At 43.6% G+C, this 20178-nt stretch carries 9 protein-coding genes; 3 read left to right on the top strand and 6 right to left on the bottom strand.

Annotated elements, in window-relative coordinates; translation table 11 throughout:
- Positions 1–2014: DUF3858 domain-containing protein (locus D1614_RS23035; RefSeq protein WP_119440354.1), on the top strand; the 2014-nt coding region annotated here is incomplete at its 5' end.
- A gap of 76 nt (positions 2015–2090) precedes the next feature.
- Here the strand turns inward: D1614_RS23035 and D1614_RS23030 are convergent.
- From D1614_RS23030 to D1614_RS23015, 4 genes are all read right to left on the bottom strand, one after another.
- Entirely contained in the window at positions 2091–3908 is a 1818-nt protein-coding gene (locus tag D1614_RS23030) for a hypothetical protein (protein WP_119440353.1), read from the bottom strand.
- Between the two features lie 35 nt (positions 3909–3943).
- Positions 3944–6592: a hypothetical protein gene (locus tag D1614_RS23025; protein WP_119440352.1), complete on the bottom strand. Its 2649-nt coding sequence runs from the start codon at positions 6590–6592 to the stop codon at positions 3944–3946.
- A gap of 223 nt (positions 6593–6815) precedes the next feature.
- On the bottom strand, positions 6816–8390 hold the full coding sequence (locus D1614_RS23020; protein ID WP_119440351.1) for a SusD/RagB family nutrient-binding outer membrane lipoprotein: 1575 nt from the start codon (positions 8388–8390) through the stop codon (positions 6816–6818).
- Positions 8391–8422: 32 nt separating this feature from the next.
- Positions 8423–11491 carry a SusC/RagA family TonB-linked outer membrane protein gene (locus tag D1614_RS23015; RefSeq protein WP_119440350.1) on the bottom strand — a complete coding sequence of 1023 codons (3069 nt, stop codon included), beginning with the start codon at positions 11489–11491 and terminating at the stop codon, positions 8423–8425.
- A 407-nt stretch (positions 11492–11898) separates the two neighbouring features.
- On the opposite strand from D1614_RS23015, the gene D1614_RS23010 reads away from it, so the two are divergent.
- Positions 11899–14442, top strand: coding sequence for a hypothetical protein (locus D1614_RS23010; protein WP_147384354.1), 2544 nt, complete (start codon positions 11899–11901; stop codon positions 14440–14442).
- A 64-nt stretch (positions 14443–14506) separates the two neighbouring features.
- On the opposite strand, the gene D1614_RS23005 is transcribed toward D1614_RS23010, so the two are convergent.
- Positions 14507–16918, bottom strand: a complete 2412-nt coding sequence (locus D1614_RS23005; RefSeq protein ID WP_119440348.1) for an alpha-ketoacid dehydrogenase subunit alpha/beta — start codon at positions 16916–16918, stop codon at positions 14507–14509.
- Positions 16919–17057: 139 nt separating this feature from the next.
- Here D1614_RS23005 and D1614_RS23000 point away from each other — a divergent pair, with 139 nt between their 5' ends.
- Positions 17058–18878, top strand: coding sequence for a right-handed parallel beta-helix repeat-containing protein (locus D1614_RS23000; RefSeq protein WP_162304611.1), 1821 nt, complete (start codon positions 17058–17060; stop codon positions 18876–18878).
- 128 nt (positions 18879–19006) lie between these two features.
- On the opposite strand, the gene D1614_RS22995 is transcribed toward D1614_RS23000, so the two are convergent.
- Positions 19007–20128, bottom strand: a complete 1122-nt coding sequence (locus D1614_RS22995) for an ATP-binding protein (protein WP_119440346.1) — start codon at positions 20126–20128, stop codon at positions 19007–19009.
- Positions 20129–20178: the final 50 nt, after the last annotated feature.

Genomic DNA, 20178 nt, shown 5'->3' with positions numbered 1-20178 from the left:
AATGAAAGATAACTGCTTACTCTCCGGGATTATGCTAAATTTGTTAACAAAACCTGGTGAGTTGTGCAACAGGCACACTGTGCAACAATCAACCCAATTACCCATGAAAGTAAAACTGTTGTTTTTAATGCTTATACTACTCATTGCCGTTACTGTAACTTCGGCTAAAGATGTATTTTATCCGGTGTCGGAAATTGCAGCCAACTTGCTGACCGATGCAAATTCGGTTGTGCGAACCAGTGAAACAACGCTGGAAATTTTCTCAAAAACAAAAATCAGGTATTCCATAAAAGAGGTGATTACCATTTTTAATGAAAACGGGGAAGGCGAGGGAGTTTTGCTTATTCCTTACGATTCAAACAGTGAGGTGGACATAAAGGTGGCCAACTTTTACGATAAGGAGGGTAACCTGATCAAAAAAGTAAAGAAAAGCGAAGTGTACGACCAGACGATGTTTGATGGCTTTTCGATGTACACCGACGGCCGGTTTAAACGCATCACTCCCCAGATCAGCACGTATCCTTATACGGTTGAATATGAATGCACGATTGAACAGAAAGGGGCCATCGATTTTTACAACTGGATGCCTTGCGATGCTTACAACAAATCGATCGTATTCGCCAGCTATAAAATTCTTGATTATGAAGATGAAGGGATCAGGATTAAACCGAACAAGTTGGTCAATACGGTTAAAAATGGCGAATTGGTTGATGGTGTAAAAACCTACTTGTGGGAATTGGAAAACATGGAAGCAATGGAACATGAGCCGCTGGCGGTGTCGATGGTTAATTTTGTTCCGCGAGTGGTAGTTGCTCCCCTGAATTTTGAATTTTATGGAACCAAAGGGAGCATGGACAGCTGGAAAGCGTTTGGAGATTGGGTATATAGTTTAATCGAAGACAGAAATGACCTGCCGGAAGACCGCGTGCAGTTTCTGAAAGAATTAACTGCTTCAGTCGATGATCCTGTGGAAAAGATAAAACTGGTTTATGAGTTGTTGCAGAAAAACACCCGTTACGTCAGTATTCAGTTGGGAATCGGTGGGTTTCAGCCATTCCCGGCACAAAAAGTAGAGGAGGTAGGATACGGCGATTGCAAGGCATTGACCAATTACATGAAATCGATGTTGCAAAGTATTGGCATCGAATCGTATTATACGCTTGTTAAAGCCGGAACAAACACAGGAGAAATAGATGTTGATTTTCCATCCCAGAACTTTAATCACGTTATTCTCACAGTACCAGTTGAATCGGATACAATTTTTCTGGAATGTACCAGCCAGTTCTCACCCTTTGGCTTTCAGGGGAGTTTCACTTCGGAACGAAGTGCGCTGCTGATTGATAAAAACAACAGTCGCTTGATTCAGACAAAGAATTATGGTTTGAACGAGAACACCTGGAAAATGAAAGCTTCGATACTTGTTAACGAGAGTGGAAATGCAGTTGTAAAGGATACGGTGGTGTTCAACGGGCTTCAGTATGAATACATTGAGAGAGACCTGCGGAAAACCCACGAAGATATAATTGAAGATGCCTATAAAACAAGTAATATTCCCGGGGCAAATTACCGTACGATCGCTTATGAAAACCGCCCGGAAAGAATTCCTTCAGCTACCCGGACACGCTTGCTGGAGGTTGATCGCTTTGCGACAAAGATGGGCGACCGTATGTTTGTTCCCGTAAACAGTTTAAACAAGCATAGTTCGGTTCCGAAAAAAGCAAGCGACCGGAAATTTCCGTTTAAAACGCGGTTGTCATACCAGGATGAGGATTGCGTTACTTTTGTTATTCCGGAAGGCTATGAAATTGAATATTTGCCCGAACCTGTAAAAATTGAAACGGAGTTTGGTGTGTATCAATCAGAATTGAAACACAGCCAGAACTCCATTGTCTATACGCGGCGCAATCTAAAAAACAGGGGTGTATTTCCACCTGAAAAATATGCCGATTATGTGGAATTTACCCGAAAGATTGTAGAGGCCGACAGCCAAAAAATGATACTAAAGAAAAAGTAGTTTTTACATCCTTCTTTTGATTTTTTAGCTGACTTATTATATGTACAGGGTTGGAAACACGCCTAACCCGGAAATCCTATTTGTGTTTTCCGGTTTCGCGTTCTTCCCAGCCGCTTTTGCCTTCGTCCATATAAATCTCAACCAGCGATCTGGAAACACGTTCATCCACTTCTTCCACCAACTGAACCCGCAAGGGCTGGGTTAGTTTTTTTTGCCAGTTTAATACTTCCCGGTAAGGAGTTTCCTTATCGGTTTCGTAAACCAGGTAGGCCCATTTTTCGGTGAACAAACTGCCTTTCATGGCGGGAATCACCTGCTGCATGTTCGAGCCCAGGAAACTTAGCGACAAAGCTCTGGCCCAGTATATCCAGGGGCCGGCAGTGATGTAGAAATACGGATTCAGCAGGCGCGACCTTGATTCGAGCGAGGCATTGGCATAATCAAGCTGAATACCGGCAAATCCAATCCCCGTGTTTTCATTGTAAAAAGTGATCCACGGCACATCGGCTTCCATTTTCAGATCGGTAAGATCGGCCATGTTCGCCACATTGTAAGTAATCACCTCGTCTCTGATAACATCGTACCAGGCAGCATGGGTCATCAATTCGCGTTTAAACACAATTTCTGCATTTCGCAGGGCAATGGTCTGAACGGTTTCGTTGATGCGCATGTTGGTGGTGCTTTCAAAATACGGAACGCCGGGATAAAAAGTATAGCGTACCGAAGCATCTACTTCGGGCATATCGCGCAGATTTCCCCAAAATTCGGCAGTGGCAAGCACCGGGCCGGAAATGGAGTACATGTTCTGGTCGTGCTTCCAGTCGGCAGTGTGTGTCCAGGCGCGGGGAGGCACATAAATTCCCGGGTTCCAGTGTATGGCTCCGTTTGTTTCCATCCGGTGAAACAAGGGCGCTTCGGGTTTGGATTTAAGCGTGAGTTGGTCGAGGTGCCCTGAATTGGGATGAAGGACCGCATTAAAATAGTCGTTATCAATCCGAAGTCCCGGAAGTTCGCCCTGAACACGCAGATCGGTTTGCCAGGTTTTAGCCAGCGCTTTTTCGTTGTTGTAGTACACCAGGTACACTTTGCTGCTTTTGGCCGGGACATTGGCGAGGAATGCCAGCTTGCAGGTGACAGTTGGCATCCATAGCGGAATATGTCGTTTGGCTTGCCCTTCTTTTTCGGGTTCGAGATCGTCCTCAACGGTGTATTGCTGAATGTCGAATACCTGGCAGGGAACTTCGGTTAATGCAAAATTTTCAGGATCCACTTCCAGTACCCTGATCTCACGTTTCAGATCGTTTGCTTCGTCCGGATAAAAGGGAAGCAGGACTTCTACCGGTTCCTTTTCGCGATCTATTCCGGCCGTTTCGCTCAGTACGATCGATTTGTAGTTTTTCCATGCCGAGTCAAAGATTTTGGCCTGTTCCGGGGCTTTTACAATCTGGGTTGCCGTTAAAAAGGTGTCGTCGTCCGAAGGCCGCGCCGATTTCTTTACCCGAAGGGTAAGCGTAATTTCGTACGATTCTCCCGGATTCCATTTCATCCATCCGGTAATAACTGGCTGTTTGTACAAAGTATTGTCCTGCGACAGTGCATAGCCCGACGGAGGGCGGTGGGTCAGCGCGGGTTTATCCAACTCTTCATGAAGATCGCCTTTGTAGAGGTTTACAAAACGCATGGGTTTCCCGTTTACTGCGGCCTCCACTTCAATAATCGATGCTTCCGGCAAATTCAGTTGGGCGATAAAATGATAAAAAGGGATCGCGGGTACAGGGTAGCCCAGTTTCATGCTTTCAACTGTCAGCTTTCCTTGCTTTTCTTTTGCCTGGCTTGTTGCAGAAAGACTGACGGAGGTTAAAACTACCAGGGTAATGTATAAGAAGTATTTCATCTGTTTGTTGCTTTTAGTGTTGAAAAATATCCGGTTTATTGCCGGGTGCTTATCAGGTTTCGGTCTCTGAGTTCTTTAACGCTTTGTTCCCAATAGCTGCCGCTTCCCCACAAGTAATAGGAAAAGTACATGGTTGTTTTCTGAATGATGGGTGTCCAGGGTTGAAATTCCACGTAATAGTGCGGTGCTTCCTGGTTATCGGGGTGATTCATCCACATATGCAGAAACAATGGTTGTGAGACAGGGAAAGCGCCAACAAAGCTAACTTTTGCCTGGGTATCGTAACCGGCATTCCAGCCTTCCTGCACCTGAATGGCCTGGCCGTAGTATTGCTCCGGTCGCATGCGGTATTCCTTTAATCCATAGGTTGTTGGAACGGTAAAAACATCTTCGGTCCAGTGTTTTTCGCCCAGTTCCAGAATGGGTTGCGGCCCGATAACATTAGCTTCCGGATTTTTGAAAGTAAGCGCATAACGTACTTCCAGCAGTGGCGAATTTCCGTAAAGGGTAAAGGTCTTTTTCAAATGATTTCCAAAGTAGTCAGCTTCCATTTCAACGCGTACAAAATCGCCCTCTGCCTTTATTAAACGGGCATTGTATATTTTGTGTGTTTCCATGCTTGCCTGTCCCAGAAAATCCTCAAAACCTCCGTAAGGATAATAGCCGTATTTTCGAAATGGCTTTTTATCGTTGTAGGTTTTTTCGGGCCAAATTTTAAACAGCACGTTGTCTTTTTTGCTTTTTACGATGTATTCGATTACCCGTGCGCCGGTGCGTAGCAAAGTTACTTCCACCGAGTCGTTTTCCATGCGGTATTCATTTATCCCATCGCTGTTTAAATCCATTTCGTAGGCATAGGCATTGCCGGCTTTTGCCCCAACTCCCAGTTGTCCCTTAAATTCAGTCCCCAGTGTACGAACCTTAACTTCATATTGTCCGGCATCCAGATGGAGGTTGAAATTTAATTCCTTGAAAGTTGAAATACCGGTTTCGCAGTTTATCGTTTGCGTAAATACCGCTTTGTCCGGATTATTTTTTTTGAATACTTCCACGGTTACCGGAAATGCTCCTTTTTCAGAAAAGTTATGAATGGTTACCGGAAAAAGAACTTCGGGTTCGTGACCATAAAGCAGTTGATGTGCTGAAATAGCAGGTGGCAGATCCAGCATGGTGACGATGTTTTTTGTCGCGTTTCCATGGTTAAAATGAACGGCAACAGGATTAGTCAATCCCATAGCTTGTTTGCTGATGGTAAGCGGAACATTGAATTGTCTGGATTCTCCCGGCTCCAGTGAAACCGAAGTGTTGACTTTCCCGGCTGTCTCAATACCGGCAGGGAAAGTAAATGACAAGCTTCCGTTTAAGGGGCTGTCGGTGTAATTTCGAAGCATGACTTGCAGGTTGTAGCCATTAACGGAAGCTTCCATGTCGATGTTATCCCCGAAGTAATTTTCAAGGAAATACCGGTCGAGATACAGCAACTGGAGGGCATTCCTGAATTCTGAAGGCCCCATCATCAGTGCATTTTCAAAAACGGCTACGGCTTTTCGGCTTAAAATGGTATTCCACAAAGTAGCTTGCGTAAATTCCTCTTCTTTTTCGACAAACAGCACCATTGAAGACGTCATGTTCCCGCTTAGCATACCGGTTTTATTGATGAACGGCACATTTTCATTGTCGATCTGTTCTTTGTTGCCTTCAACGGCGATGTATCCGTCGAATTCGAAAGCATCAGAGGGAGGATCGTAAACCGGACGAAAGGCATAGCCCCCTTTTTGATGTGCATAGTCGATCCATGCCTGTTTGGTTTGCATGTCTTGTACCTGCAAGCCATCGTAATCATTACAGCCGTATATCGGCGAAAAACCAACATCGGCCAATACCGGCAAGTCAATTTCCTGTACCCAGTTTTTTATCTCCTGTTGGGCCAGAAAGTCCATGTATCCATCAAAAATAAACCAGCTGTTTCCTTCGTTCATTCCGCGGCCGATTAATTCCAGTGGATGACCCGGCGTACAGGTTACGCTTTTTAGCAGGGTAGAGGCACCGAACCATCCTTTTTTCAGGTTAAACTGCGATAGAATCTCCCGGGCGTCGGCGATTCGTTGAACGAGTTGCTCTGCTTTAGCATGATCGGCGGTTACAACGGCAAAAAAATTTTTATTCCCGTTTTTTGAAACAAAAGCGTAAACCGGTTCAAAATCAATTGCTCCAAACTGATAGCTGTTTAATGCATCTGCCCAATTAAAAATAGCTTTTGCCTCTGCTTCCAGTTCTGCACCCAAAGCCGTTTCCGTGCTTATGATCGCTAGTACATTGGCATTGGTTGATTCTTTGGAAAGTTCTTCTTTTGAGGGCTGATCAAGAACTTTATACGGGTTTTGGAAAAGAGCGGAGATAAAGCCTTCCTGCATAAATAATCCGGGAATTCCCATGTCGTCGGCTGCGTCAATTTTACTTTGCAAAATGGTTGGAGGAATATCAGTGATGGCGGTTTTAAACAGGTTTCCGTAGCGGTTCCAAACGGTGTAATTGTTTTGCCAGTGGTTGGTATAACCGTTGAACTGAAGTTTGTTTTCGATGGGCTTTGCCAGCTTATCCTGGTTGGCTTGTCCGTTGGAGAGGGAGTGTGACAAAACCAGTAGGAAGATGGCTGCTAAACGAATGATGATTTTAGATTTCATAGACTTGGTTTAGGCTGGTGATTTACTAATAGCTGATAGCTTGTAAAGTAGAATGAAACGAGCATGATCCTGAATCCTCGGGAACACATACGCGAATAATTAAAATCATGCGAGTTCTATCTTATTCCTTAAAAGACAAACAATTTTAATAAGATGAAAAGAACGTGTGAAATTCAAAGGCCGTCACAGCGGACGGCCTTTGTATAAGAATTTCTATAGTGTACTAAAAGTTTGGTCCGTCAACGTCCCACCACAGCGAGGTAGCGATATCGTCTTTGGCGCCGGAGCCCATTGTTGCAACGGCTGCTGCAACTCCTTGAGGGTTGCCTGTGCGTTCTGCATTAACAAAAGGCATACGTTTGATAAAATCTCCTGCAGGAATAACACCCCAGTCCGGACTACTGTCGTTTTTGTAAACCGGATTTAGTTTTGGATAGCCTGTTCTTCTAAAATCAGCCCAGGGTTCATTCGGATTGAAAAATCCTGCGATCCACTTTTGGGTGATTATTTTTTCGAGTTTCAGTTCGTTTGAATCGGCATTGTTCCATTTTACGGTTATGGTAGACCTGGCTACATAATCGTTAACCGGCGAAGAAACAGGGTCGGTATAGTTTAACGGTTTACTCGTTTCATCGGCAAGATAAGCGTCAACTCCTCCTGCGCCCCAGTCGGCAAATGAAAGCCGGACACCGGTTTCATAATTTTCCTGGGGATTGCCTGCACCTGTCCAGCCGCGCAAACCGGCTTCTGCCAAATCGAAATAAACCTCTGATGCTGCCAAATAATTCCGTTTGGTAATGGATTTGAAGCTTTCGTTTATTTTCGAAAACGAAGTACGTTGTGATTTATCTGCCAGCAAAGCACCGTTTCTGATTCCTTTGTAAGGCCATTCCGGATGATCAGGATAAAGCGTATTGTCGGTTGCCGGAGCAAACATTTTGGAAATCCGGTTATCTTTTAAGCCAATCAGAATTGATTCCATACCGGCAGACATACGTGTATCATCCCATTCAAAACAAATGATAGAGAGGTACAATTTTCCTCCGTAAAGCGAAATGGTTGTGTTGTCGGCATTGGTCAGAATAAGCCCTGCCGGATCGGCAATGGCCTTTTCTCCCTGCGTTTTGGCAACAGTCGGGGCAACTTTCGAGATTCTGATGGCCAGACGCAAACGCAGTGAATTTACCAGTTTCATCCATTGTGTTACATCTCCTTTGTAAGTTGCATCAAAATTTTTCATCCCGTTGTAGTCTGCATTGGCCGAGAATACCGCTTGAATTTCATCGAGCTGGGTGAAAAATGTATTGTACAGGTTTTGTTCGCTGTCGTAATTAACCGTAGCTGCCGAAGAGCCGTAATCGGAATAAATTACAGGTCCGTGATAGGTGGTTAAACGCGACATTCCCATGATCCGGATTAATTTGGCCCATGCCTCAAACACCGGATAATCTTCTTCCTGAGCTAGTTTTATTACCTGTTCCGACGGAGCCATTATACTGTTATAAATACGGTTCCAGTAAGTATTCCATCGTATGTAATACGTCGTGTTGTTAACACCTGCAACAAAAGGAGTAGGAGTCGCCATATGGTCGCAGAATGATTCGGCAGCCAGGTTTTCTTCAATCTGATGTCCGAAAATATTTGCCAACAGGGTAGGGAAATACGCCCCAACAAAGTTAAAGTCCTGCTTTAACGACTCGCCGCTAATTTGGTATGGATTGCTGTTGAATTCCTCAAAATTATCGGTACATGCATTCGCAAAAAAAGCGATTAGCAATATGATTATATATTTTTTCATCTTGTTAAATTTTTATGTTACCAATTAACTGATTAGAACGTGAATTTTACATTGAATCCATAAGTTCTTGTAGAAGGCAGGTTGAAGTTATCCAGCGACTGCGAACTGTTGGTTGTATTCATGGTCAGTTCCGGATCAAATGGAGCCTTTTTGTATAAGAACAGTAAGTTTTGTCCTATCAGAGAAATGGATGCTTGTTTAACAGGAATGTTAAGAGCATTCACATCGAAATCGTATGAAATGGCAAGCTGTGCCAGTTTTATATTGGTACGGTCGTAAACGTAGGGTTCAAGTGTTCCGTTCCGGTCGCCAATGGTGGTGTAATACAGTTTCGGGTCTAATTTGTTCACCCTGGTTGTACCCTGGATAGCATCGATTGGGACATAGCCTAGGTCACGTGCGTAAGCGGTACGTTTTGAAACCCCGTATCCGTCGAGAATGGATTCGGTTTGACTAACTGTTTTACCTCCAATTCTGCTGTTGATCAATACGCTAACTGCAAAGTTTTTATACGTGACGGTGTTGTTCCATCCCAAACTCCAGTCGGGGTTTAAGTTTCCAAGATATTCTCTGTCGGCAGTACGAAGCGGAGCGCCCGTAGTTTCGTTCAGCATAATTTGCCCGGCTTCATTCCTTTTGAATTTGTATCCGTATAAATCGCCAAATGAACCACCGGCCTTAATATAGGTCTCATAACCTTCTGATGAACCATAGCTAAAGGTTCTATCCGGATATTCCGCTACAAACTCAACAATTTCGTTTTTGTTGCTATCGAAGTTGAACACGGTTGTCCACGTCAGGTTTTCAGTGCGAACCGGTTCGGCTTTTAAGGTAACCTCGTAACCTTTGTTTACGATTTCACCTGCGTTAATGAAATAGGTCGTAAATCCGGAGCCGGAAGGAGCCGGAAGTTCGATGAACTGATCGTTACTGGTAATGTCGTAGTACGTGAAATCAAATGACAGGCGGTTGTCGAAGAAACTCCACTCAGTACCCAGCTCAAGGCTTTTTAGCATTTCCGGTTTCAGATCGGTAAATGGCTTTTGGGTATTTCTTGAAACCCCGCCACTGGCAGTAATGGTATTTTGCGGATGAATTCTGTTCCAGGGAACTTCGTTGGCAACCGTGGTATGCGAAGCTCTTACTTTACCATAGCTTACCCAGGTAGGCATGGTTAGCATCTCGCTGATTATAGCCGAAATACCAACAGATGGGTAGAAGTACGACTCATTTCCGGTTCCGATAAGGGTGGAAGCCCACTCGTTACGCCCGGCAAGATCAAGGAACAACATCTCTTTATAACCCAATGTAAGGGTTCCCAGCAATCCCTGTTTGATTCTTCGGTCGGCCAGTGTTGAGCTAACCTGAACATTGGTCGGCAGGTTCTGGAAATAAAACTCGTTGGGATAGAACAGCGCATCAGTTCCATTGTCAACAGAAACACCTTTTCCCAATGTGGTTTTTGAATAAACAGCTCCCAGAACACCATCAATCCTGAAATCACCAAACTCGTTGTTGTATTTTAACAAAGCATCGGTGTAAAGCTGGAAATCATTGTAATTCTGGTATTGCCAGCGACCGTTTTGCGAACAGTTCACAAAGTTGGATCCGGCATAGTGTTTTTGTTCAAATATCTTATCTGCATAGTCCACATTTCCGCGAACTTCTATGTTCCAGTGTTTGTCAATAGCCCACTCAATGGCAGCTTGTGCAATCAGCCTTTTGGTGAGGTCTTCCCGGGGCTCTTTATTAATCACCCAGTAAGGGTTCGATTGAAAATGGTCACCCTGAATAAACCAGTTTTGCAGGTTCATGTTACGATCCACGTTAAATACCTCGTAGTTTTCTTTGTAGCTGTCAAAGTCTCTTTCTCTCGGGAAAGTATATAAACCCACCAAGGGGTTCAGGTAATAACCGGCAGGGTTCCTGTTTTTCGTAGATTCAGAAGATATCATAACATTTGAGCGAACAGTAACCTTGTCGTTAAACAACTTGGTGGCTTGTTTAAATGTTACGTTGTGTTTTGAATACGTGTTTTTCGGAACAATCCCTTTGTTCGATGTATTTCCGTATGAGAAATAAGCGGTTGTTCTGGCGTTGCCTCCGCTGATCGAAATAGTGTTGATCAGGTTATGACCGGTTTCAAAGAAATCGTCGACAAATGTGTCATCATAGCTTCCTTTTGTATCCGACCAGCTTAATTGTCCACCGTCGGCACCGTAAGTAAACTGAAGTTCGGGCATCAGTAAAATACTTTCAAATACGGTGCTGGAGCTGGCACTTACCACTGTTTGTCCGGTACGGCCTTTTTTGGTGTTGATGATTACCACACCGTTGGCACCTTCGCTACCATATAGTACGGCTGCGTTCGATCCTTTCAGAATACTGATGCTTTCGATGTCTTCCGGGTTAATCTGAGACAAACCATCTCCCTGGTCGGTGCCTCCCCACATGCCCGGCTGACCGCCTTTGCGGTTGATCATCGGAATACCGTCAATAACATAAAGCGGTTCGCTTAGTCCGCTGATCGATTTGCTTCCCCTTAAAACCGTCCGTGTAGAACCTCCGGCACCGGAACTGCTCTTTTTAACGTCGAGACCGGCCGTTTTACCAGCCAGGCTGTTCATGAAGTTTACATCTTTGGTTTTCATTAGCTCTTCTCCGGTTACTTGCTGAGAAGAATACGTCAGCGATTTTTTATCACGCTGAATACCCAGCGCCGTAACAACAACCTCGTCGAGGCTCTTGGTGTCGGTAAGCATTTGAATATTCACTTCCGACTGGCCGGAATAGGTAATTTGCTGAGTAATCATCCCGATAAAACTAAAAATAACAACATCACCGGTGTTGAGATTGGAAAGGACATAGTTTCCGTCTATATCCGTAATGGTACCGTTTGTTGTGTTTTGCACCATTACCGAAACTCCCGGTAGAGGCAGGTTGGAATCGTCAGTTATTGTTCCTCTCATAACCCCCTGGGCACTGGATACCGATGTCAGACCGGTAAGTAATAATGCAATTAAACCAAAAATAACCACTGATTTTTTAATCGTCAGCCATTTCAGATGGCTATGGCTGAGCACAAAGTAAATTTTTTTCATAAGTAGCTTATTAGTGAATAATTACGTCAAATTACGGTAGATCGACCACTTTCCTTTTTTGTGCCAGAGTGAATTTTTCTTATTTCTTGTTAATCAAGATTAATATTGGATTAATATATTTGTAAGAGAATGTTTGTCAGTAGAATGAATGGTAGGTATTATTCGGGAAAAGAGGCTTTGTTTTTTATGGATTGAAGGTCTTGATGGATGAGTTTCCTGTTTTTTGCCCGTTCTTACTGGGTGTAATACTTAATTTCTACAGAGTTTTTTGTTAAGCCAGATAGTCTAAACTCGTTCAGAATCAACAGAAGGTTAATTGATATTTACCGTTTTTGAATTATGATTATAAGACAGTTCAGAGCCACCGCACTGCTGCCCCTTTGGTTTAACAATAAACTCATATGCTTGTGAAAAAACGATTCCATATTGCATGGGTATTATTGCTGTTAGCCATAAATGTGTGTGCGAACGAGCGCCGTGGAGTTTTCTTCCAATCCAAAGAAGTAGGGGTGGAAGAAAGAACCGGAATCGATTTAACAAAAAACGGCGCCATAAAATACGAGGGGAAGTTTTCGATCGAATTTGAAATATCTTTTCGGGATTATGCCGAACGTTACGGCTACGTTTTCAGGTTGATGGATAAAGAGGGCGAGCATAAAATAGATTTAATATGCAAAATTGATGAGGTATCGCCCGATCTTCTTGTGCTGGTTGACAAGAAAGAGACAAACCTGCAGCTTGGCATGACCTCAGAACAGAAGAAGCTGGTGAACGTGTGGTACAAGATCAGGCTAAGTGTCGATCCTGATTCGAGTGAAATTACGCTTCAATTTGCCGACAAAATCATTACGGATCATATTCCGTTTCCTGAAACGCTCAAATTAAAATGGGGATTTGGTTGTGTGGAGGATTTCGGAAGAGGCATTGGCGAGGTTCCTCCCATTTCTGTCCGGAACATAAAGTTTTTTAATAACGATTGCCTGAGCTATTTCTGGCCATTGTCGTTTACCGATGGTACCACCGTCAGGGATTCGGTACGAGGTAAAGTGGCTGAAGTAATCAATCCGGCCTGGGTGGTTGAACAGCACCAGGTATGGAAAAAAATCAGAACGCTGGGACTTGATGAGTTTCCGCAAATTGCCTATAACGAAGATAAAGAGGAGATTTATTTTGTTCAGCGAACTAAAAAACTACTAAAGTACAGCTTGAATAACGGAAGCGAAACAATGTTGCCATATGCCAGTGGAAACCCGTTCTACGAAGAGGGACAGCAAGTGTTTTTCAATAAAAAGGGAGAGCTGGTGACTTATTCTGAATACAGGAAGCTTTCTACAAAATTTGATGAAAAAACACTGAGCTGGAACAATAGCTTTGACACTATCGCCTACCTTCCCAAATATTGGCATCATAATCAACTGCTGCATCCCGTAAGCGGAAATTATACAGCAGTTTGTGGCTATGGCTTTTTTACTTTCTTCAATACAATCCGGGTTTTTGATGAAGATTCCTGCACCTGGTCAGAACTGAAAATGACCGGCGACCGGATAGGCCCGCGTTACCTGGCTTCGCTCGGACAAAGCCAAAAAGACAGTAACATTTACTATCTCTACGGAGGTGTGGGAAACGAAGACGGCAAGCAAATTTTTGGGAAGAATTTTTATTATGATTTGTTTCGGATAAATTTCAAAACCAATCAAATACACAAGATGTACGAGCCCCGCTTAGCGCGAAAAATAAACTTCACGCCGCTAAACTCGATGATTGTGGATGATGCCAGGAATTGCTTTTATACGCTCTGCTTCTCGCTCAACCATTATGTTAGCGATCTTCAACTTTACAGAGGAAGTATGCTTGGTGACCAGGGATTGTTTTTCGGTAGTAAAATTCCCTATACGTTTTCTGATATAAGCTCTTACGCCGATCTTTATCGTTGGCGTTCGCACAATAAGCTGGTGGTGCTTACCATGCACAAAAAGCCGGACGGGAAGTTCGAGGTAAATTTGTATTCAATCAATTATCCTCCGTCAGATTTTGTATATGATAAGCCGGTTCATTTGGATTCGTTCGTTTTTTTTGATTCAATATACCCGATGCTGCTTGCTGTAGTGCTCTTAATCGTTGGAGTATTGGTATTTCTGCTGATCAGAAAGAACAACTCCTTACGAAAAAATAAGGGCAATGAAAGCCGATTAAGTGAAATCCTGTCAGGCTCGGAGCCGAAAACAAGGCCGGAAGGAAAGGTGCTGTTATTTGGTGGATTTCAGGTATACGATAAACGGGGGAAAGATATAACTTACCGTTTTAGTCCTACGCTGAGAGAGCTGTTTTTGCTCATCCTGTTGTTTACCATGGATGACAACAAGGGAATTTCATCTGCTACCATCCAGGAATATTTGTGGCCGGATAAACCTGAGTCGAAGGCTAAAAACAATCGCGGAGTGAATATTAAAAAGCTGCGATCGATTCTGGAAGATATTGGGAACATCAGTATTTCATACGACGGTAGCCAGTGGAGAATTAATCACAGCAACGATGTGTTCTGCGATCTGGAATACATCCGCTATGTATTTACTTCAAACGATGAACAGTTCTTTGTTCGGGAATTAAAGGAAAGTGTGGCAACATTGAGCAGAGGCCGCTTTTTATTTGGAATTGAAAATGACTGGCTTGCTAAAGAAAAAGACGATATAACCCGAAAAATTGTTGGTAAACTTGAGTATGCATGCCGTATTCTGGATGTGACAGAACAGGCCAGCCTTATCATTCAGATTGCGGAAGTGATTTTTATGTTCGGCCCGATGAATGAAACAGCCTTAAAGTACAAGTGCAAAATTCTTTATATGCAGGGAAAACACAGCCTGGCACAGGAAGTATATAATAATTACACCAAACTTTACAGCAAGCAATACGACGAAAATTACCAGCTTGCATTTAAAGAATTGGTTAAATGATCATAACCCGGGAAGATTTTTCCCGGATTTTATAACACAACAAGAACAGAGGAAGAGACCCGGATTACAGCTCCGGGTAATTAGCCGGCTCCACTTCCCGCATTATTTCATACGCAGCCCTGAAAAGCCTTTCTACGTTGGGTTTCGAAAAATACTCGCCGTCGATACCATAAGCCGGGCGATGCTCCATGGCAGGCAGGGTACGCGGTGCGGTATCCAGGTAATCAAAGGCTTTTTGCTCTTCCAGCACCTTTTGCATCATGTAGGCAGTGCCTCCTCCGGGAACATCTTCGTCCATAAAAATCACCTTGTTGGTTTTTTGGATGGATTCAAGGATGCGGTGATTCACGTCGAAAGGCATCAATGTTTGCACGTCAATAACTTCAAGTGAAATCCCCTTGTATTTCTGAATTAAATCGGCTGCTTTAATGGCGTGATGCACATTCCAGGCATAAGTAACAACGGTGATGTCGCTTCCTTCGCGCATAACTTCCGGAACTCCCAGCGGCACTTTGTATTCGCCGTGGTTGGCAGGCAGTTTTTCTTTTACATTGTATGCTTTTAAGGGTTCGATCACCAGGGCAGGGTCATTTCCTTCGAGAAGGGTGTTGTAAAATCCTGCCGCCTGGGTCAAGTTTCTGGGAACACACAGGTACATTCCGCGCAACGATCCGAGCAACATTTGCATTGGCGATCCGGCGTGCCAGATTCCCTGCAGCTGATGTCCGCGTGTACGAACAATCACCGGGGCAGCCTGTTTCCCCATGGTTCGGTACTGCATGGTTGCCAGGTCGTCGCTTAGTTGCGATTGCGCATAGATGAGGTAATCGAGGTACTGAATTTCCGCAATGGGGCGAAAACCACAAAGCGCCAATCCCACACCTTGTCCAATGATGGTGGCTTCCCTGATTCCCGCATCCGAAACACGGTGAATGCCGTATTTTTCCTGCATCCCTTTCATTCCCTGGTTTACATCGCCCAGTTTTCCGGTGTCTTCGCCAAAAGTTACCAGGTTGGGGTATTTTGAAAAGAGTGCATCGAAGTTTTTATTGATCACCACCGACCCGTTTACTTCCTCCGAATTCTCATCGTATTTTACGGGCACAGGCGAAACATGGTGAATGGAGTCGGCGCCGGTCCGGTACAAATTACTGCTGTAAAATTCGCGGGAACGTTCTTCAAACTTACGAATCCAGTTTTTTAGTTCGGTTCGTTCGGTTTGCAAATCAGCCAGCAAATGCAACTCCAGGTTCAAACGTTTGGCAAAGCTTAAATGCGAGCGGCGCGTAGGGAAAATCTTTTCCGTTACTTTTTCAAACCGGCGCAAACTCTGAAGGTCGCTTTTCGCGTCGATCTTTTTTAATATGCTTACAATCGATTCACGTTCTTTCTGAAAACCGTTAACATAATTGTTCCAGGCATTTTTGCGGGCTTCTTTCACCCTTTTTTGTGCCGATTTTTCAATCTCCTCAATCATCTCCAGATCGGCGATGCCGGTTTCCAGCATCCACTTCCGCATCTGGTTTACGGCATCAAACTCGTTTTCCCAGGCAAGCCGTTCTTTCGACTTGTAACGCTCGTGCGAACCTGATGTAGAATGCCCCAGCGGCTGGGTTAATTCGTAGATATGAAATACCACCGGAGTTTGGTTTTTCCGGCAAAAGTTAATGCCTTCTTCAAATGTTTTAACGAGCTGCGGATAGTCCCAGCCAATGCATTTGTATATTTTAATACCGTTGGTGTCTTTTTCTTTTTCAAAGCCTTTTAGTGCCTCCGAAATGCTCGATTTGGTGGTTTGTAGTTCAATGGGCACACTAATGCCGAAACCGTCGTCGTAAACAGCCACAGCCAGCGGAACCTGCATAACGCCTGCCGCATTAATGGTTTCAAAAAAGATACCTTCCGAAGTGCTCGCATCGCCGATGCTGCCAAAAGCCACTTCGTTACCTTTCAGGTTGTTTTTAAGTTGACTAACTAAGTCCGGGTTTTCGCGAACGATTTTCGAACCCTGTGCCAGTCCCAATAAGCGTGGCATTTGCCCGGCGGTTGAAGAAATATCGGAAGCCGAGTTGTATTGATCGGCGAGGTTTTTTATTTCACCTTCAGACGTAATGTTTCGGGTCGAAAAGTGGTTGTTAAAGTTACGCCCACCGGTTGACGGGTTGATTTCGATGTCGGTATCGCCGTATATCATCGAAAAAAATTCTTCGGGTTGCAGCAAACCCAGCGCCATCATAAAAGTCTGGTCGCGGTAATAACCCGAGCGCCAGTCTCCTTTTTGAAAATTTTTAGCATAGGCAATTTGTGCCACTTCTTTTCCATCGCCGAAAATTCCGAAATGAGCACGTCCGTTGTGTACTTCTCTTCGTCCGGTGATGCTTAGCTGTCTGCTCAGGAAAGCGGTGTAATAATCCTTAAGTGCTTCCTGGGTTGTTATTTGTTGGTTGGTTTTCAATGCAGTTTTTTCTGTAATCATTTCTTAACTTTTAAACCCATGCGGTTTTGGGAAAATAACGTTTTAAATGGACAATTGTTCGAGGTTTTATCTGCTGGTGAGAGTTGGTGTTTGTCTTAATTTCGATAATTTTAGAAGCAATATTCATAAAAAGTTAGCAATGATTAAGAGGCGTTCAATCCGAAACTGTTTGCTGGTAAGCATTATCCTTATGATAACTTCGTGTAGCCGGACCACCTCCGAATTTTATGTTTCTCCAGGTGGAAACGATGCAAATTCAGGAACCGCGAAGGAGCCTTTTAAAACCATTCGGAAAGCGCTGGAAAACCTGCCGCACGATGTTTCGGGCAGCTTTGTCATTCATCTTACTGAAGGGACCTATTTTCAGGAAGAGCCTCTTTTGGTTGAATCGGGAATATTTTCCAACCCGGAAACCCAGCTTTTGTTGCGGGCCGAAGAAGGGGCCAATCCGGTTATTTCGGGCGGAATCAGGATTCGGGATTGGCAGCAACTGGACGATGGACTCTGGGAAGCCCTTGTGGAACCGGGCAAAATGCCCCGAGAGTTATTTATTGGCGATAAGCGGTGTGTCCGTGCAAGATTTCCGAACGAAGGTTTCTTGAGGGTGAAAAGAGTAGGAGAGGATCGCCGTACCAACTTCTTTTTTGAAGCGGATGAGTTCCCGGCACCTCAGAGAGCAGATGATACAGAGCTGGTGTTGTTGCACGACTGGTCAGTTTCCCGGATCGGACTAAAAGAAATAAATCTTCGGGAAAAACAAATTACTGCGGTTGATTCCATCGGGGCGAAATGCCTGCCGTTCTTTAATCTGGATAACTGGGAGGAGCATCCCCGGTATTTTCTGGAGAATGACCGAGCGTTTCTTGATGCCGATTTTGAATGGTATTTCGATTCTGAAACCGGTAAGATTTTGTTGAAGTTGCCGCCTGATCAGCATCCGGAAGAATTGGATGTTGTATTCCCAATTTCAGAAGGCCTTTTATCGTTGACAGGAACAAAAGAGCATCCGGTAAAAAATATTTCTTTTGAAGGGATTACGTTCCGGCACAGTGCGTGGGGAACACCTCCCCGCGGATATTGCGGCATTCAGGCCTGTTTTTACGATCCGCGACCGGCAAGCCAGCAATGGGATGTGGTTCCGGCAGCAATAAAAGCTGAATGGGCCGAGAACATTACTTTTAATAAGTGCACTTTTCAAAATTTGGGAGGCTCCGGTTTATGGTTTTCCTCCGGCTGTAAAAACTGCCGTGTCAGCAATTCGCAGTTTTCCGATATTTCCGGAAACGGGATTATGATCGGAGAAGGGCAGGACCGTCGGGTAAAGGGTCAGCCCTGGTGGCAGGAAGCTCCGGAGGAAGTCGCCCTTGCCAATACAATCGAGAACTGTACCGTTACAGAGTGTGGCGTTCGGCTTTATGGTGCAGTGGGCATTTGGTGTGGTTTAACCGCTGAGGTAAACATCAAAAACAATCATATACATAACCTGCCGTATACCGGAATTTCTGTTGGGTGGATGTGGAGCCCGGTTGCCACTCCCTGCCGGGAAAATGTGATAGATGGAAACCACATTCACAATATAATGAACGTACTGAGCGATGGAGGAGGAATTTACATGCTGGGCCTGCAGCCGGGAAGCCGCCTGGTAAACAATCACATTCACGATGTGCAAATAAATGCGGGAAGGGCCGAAAGCAACGGTATGTTTCTGGATGAAGGTACTACCGATGTGCTTGTGGCCAATAACCTGATTTACAATATCGCCAAATCACCGTTGCGTTTTCACCGGGCCACTACCAACCTGGTAAAGGAAAATTACCTGTTTTGTCCACCGGGAAACCCACCGATTCGTTACAACAGTACCAACGAGGACGATATTCAGAAAGTTGACAATGTGGTGCTGACAGAAGGAGAGGAGGATTATGGAGTGCGACTGGAGGAAATGATTCGTAAATTTCAATAAGGAATTCTTATTAAGCGGTTTTCAAATATTCGTGTTTGATAATTCTTTTAGGTTGCTTCTTCCGAAGCCTTGTGATCGAATGATACACAATTTAAGGCTTATGTTTGAGCATCATTATGCATTGGTATTTAGTTTTTTATGCTTACAAAATCTCTAAAATTATCTCGGTCAATTACAAATCCTTTTGCACTATATGCATCTAAGAATTTTTGAGGGAACTTGGTTTTCTTATCTTTCCATTTAAACTCAAATGCAGTGATTTTTCCGTCTTTTTCTTCTACAAAATCGATTTCCTGCTGTTGCTGCGTTCTCCAGAAATAAATTCTTGCAAATGTGTCTTTGTAGATATTTTGTTTTAGCCTTTCCGATACAAGGAAGTTTTCCCACAAAGCTCCTTTGTCCAGTCTTAGGTTCAAAGGTTTAAAATCACCAATTATCATATTTCGAATGCCATTATCATAAAAATAAATTTTACGATTTTGCTTGATCTCATTTCTTAAGTTTCGACTAAAACTATTGAGACGAAAAACGATGTAGCCTTTTTCTAAAATATCAATGTAATTCTGTATTGTAATTTTATTCACCCCTATGAGTTGAGATAATTCATTGTAGTTAACTTCATTGCCCATCTGTAAAGCTAAAGCTTGCAGTAGTTGGTCGAGAACTTCAGGCTTTCTAATGTCTGAGAATGCCAGGATATCTCTATATAAATAGCTGGCTACAAGGTTTTTTAGAGTTTCCCGTTCTTTGCCTTGATTATTTATTACTTCCGGATAAAACCCATACAACAATCTATTTTCTAGTTGCTGCTCTGCTTTTATAAATCCAATTTTATTTTCGTATTCCTCCCAGGAAATTGGAAATAACTCGTATTCCCATTTTCTGCCAGTCAATGGCTCGTTAAGGGCATTCCCTAAATCAAAAGATGAAGAACCGCTAACAAATAATTGAACATCTTTAAATTGGTCTGTGATTATTTTTAAGGTTAATCCAATTCCTGGTATTCTTTGAGCTTCATCGAGAAATACATATTTATAATCTCCAATAAATGTTCTTATTTGTTCTGTTGTTGGATTTTGAAGAAGACTTCTGGTTGATGGGTCATCGGCATCAAGAAACAAAAATTCTTTGTCTGTTAAAACCTCTTTCAATAGAGTTGTTTTACCAACTTGCCTTGCGCCTACTACAATAATTGCTTTTCTACTATTGAATTTATCTTTTATAGTATTTTCAATTGTTCTTGTAAACATTTTTTATTCTCAAAAGTAGTTTATAACACTGTAATGACCAAAACTTATAA

Source organism: Maribellus luteus, from assembly GCF_003576475.1.
Taxonomy (GTDB): Bacteria; Bacteroidota; Bacteroidia; order Bacteroidales; family Prolixibacteraceae; genus Draconibacterium; species Draconibacterium luteum.
The sequence above is the reverse complement of the archived record's forward strand: the minus strand, read 5'-3'. Positions and strand labels throughout refer to the sequence as shown.

Excerpts from the sequence above, each read along its gene's own strand:
- D1614_RS23030 (WP_119440353.1), bottom strand. The coding sequence starts at position 3,908 with ATGAAATACTTCTTATACATTACCCTGGTAGTTTTAACCTCCGTCAGT.
- D1614_RS23025 (WP_119440352.1), bottom strand. The coding sequence starts at position 6,592 with ATGAAATCTAAAATCATCATTCGTTTAGCAGCCATCTTCCTACTGGTT.
- D1614_RS23020 (WP_119440351.1), bottom strand. The coding sequence starts at position 8,390 with ATGAAAAAATATATAATCATATTGCTAATCGCTTTTTTTGCGAATGCA.
- D1614_RS23015 (WP_119440350.1), bottom strand. The coding sequence starts at position 11,491 with ATGAAAAAAATTTACTTTGTGCTCAGCCATAGCCATCTGAAATGGCTG.
- D1614_RS23005 (WP_119440348.1), bottom strand. The coding sequence starts at position 16,918 with ATGATTACAGAAAAAACTGCATTGAAAACCAACCAACAAATAACAACC.
- D1614_RS23000 (WP_162304611.1), top strand. The coding sequence starts at position 17,058 with ATGATTAAGAGGCGTTCAATCCGAAACTGTTTGCTGGTAAGCATTATC.
- D1614_RS22995 (WP_119440346.1), bottom strand. The coding sequence starts at position 20,128 with ATGTTTACAAGAACAATTGAAAATACTATAAAAGATAAATTCAATAGT.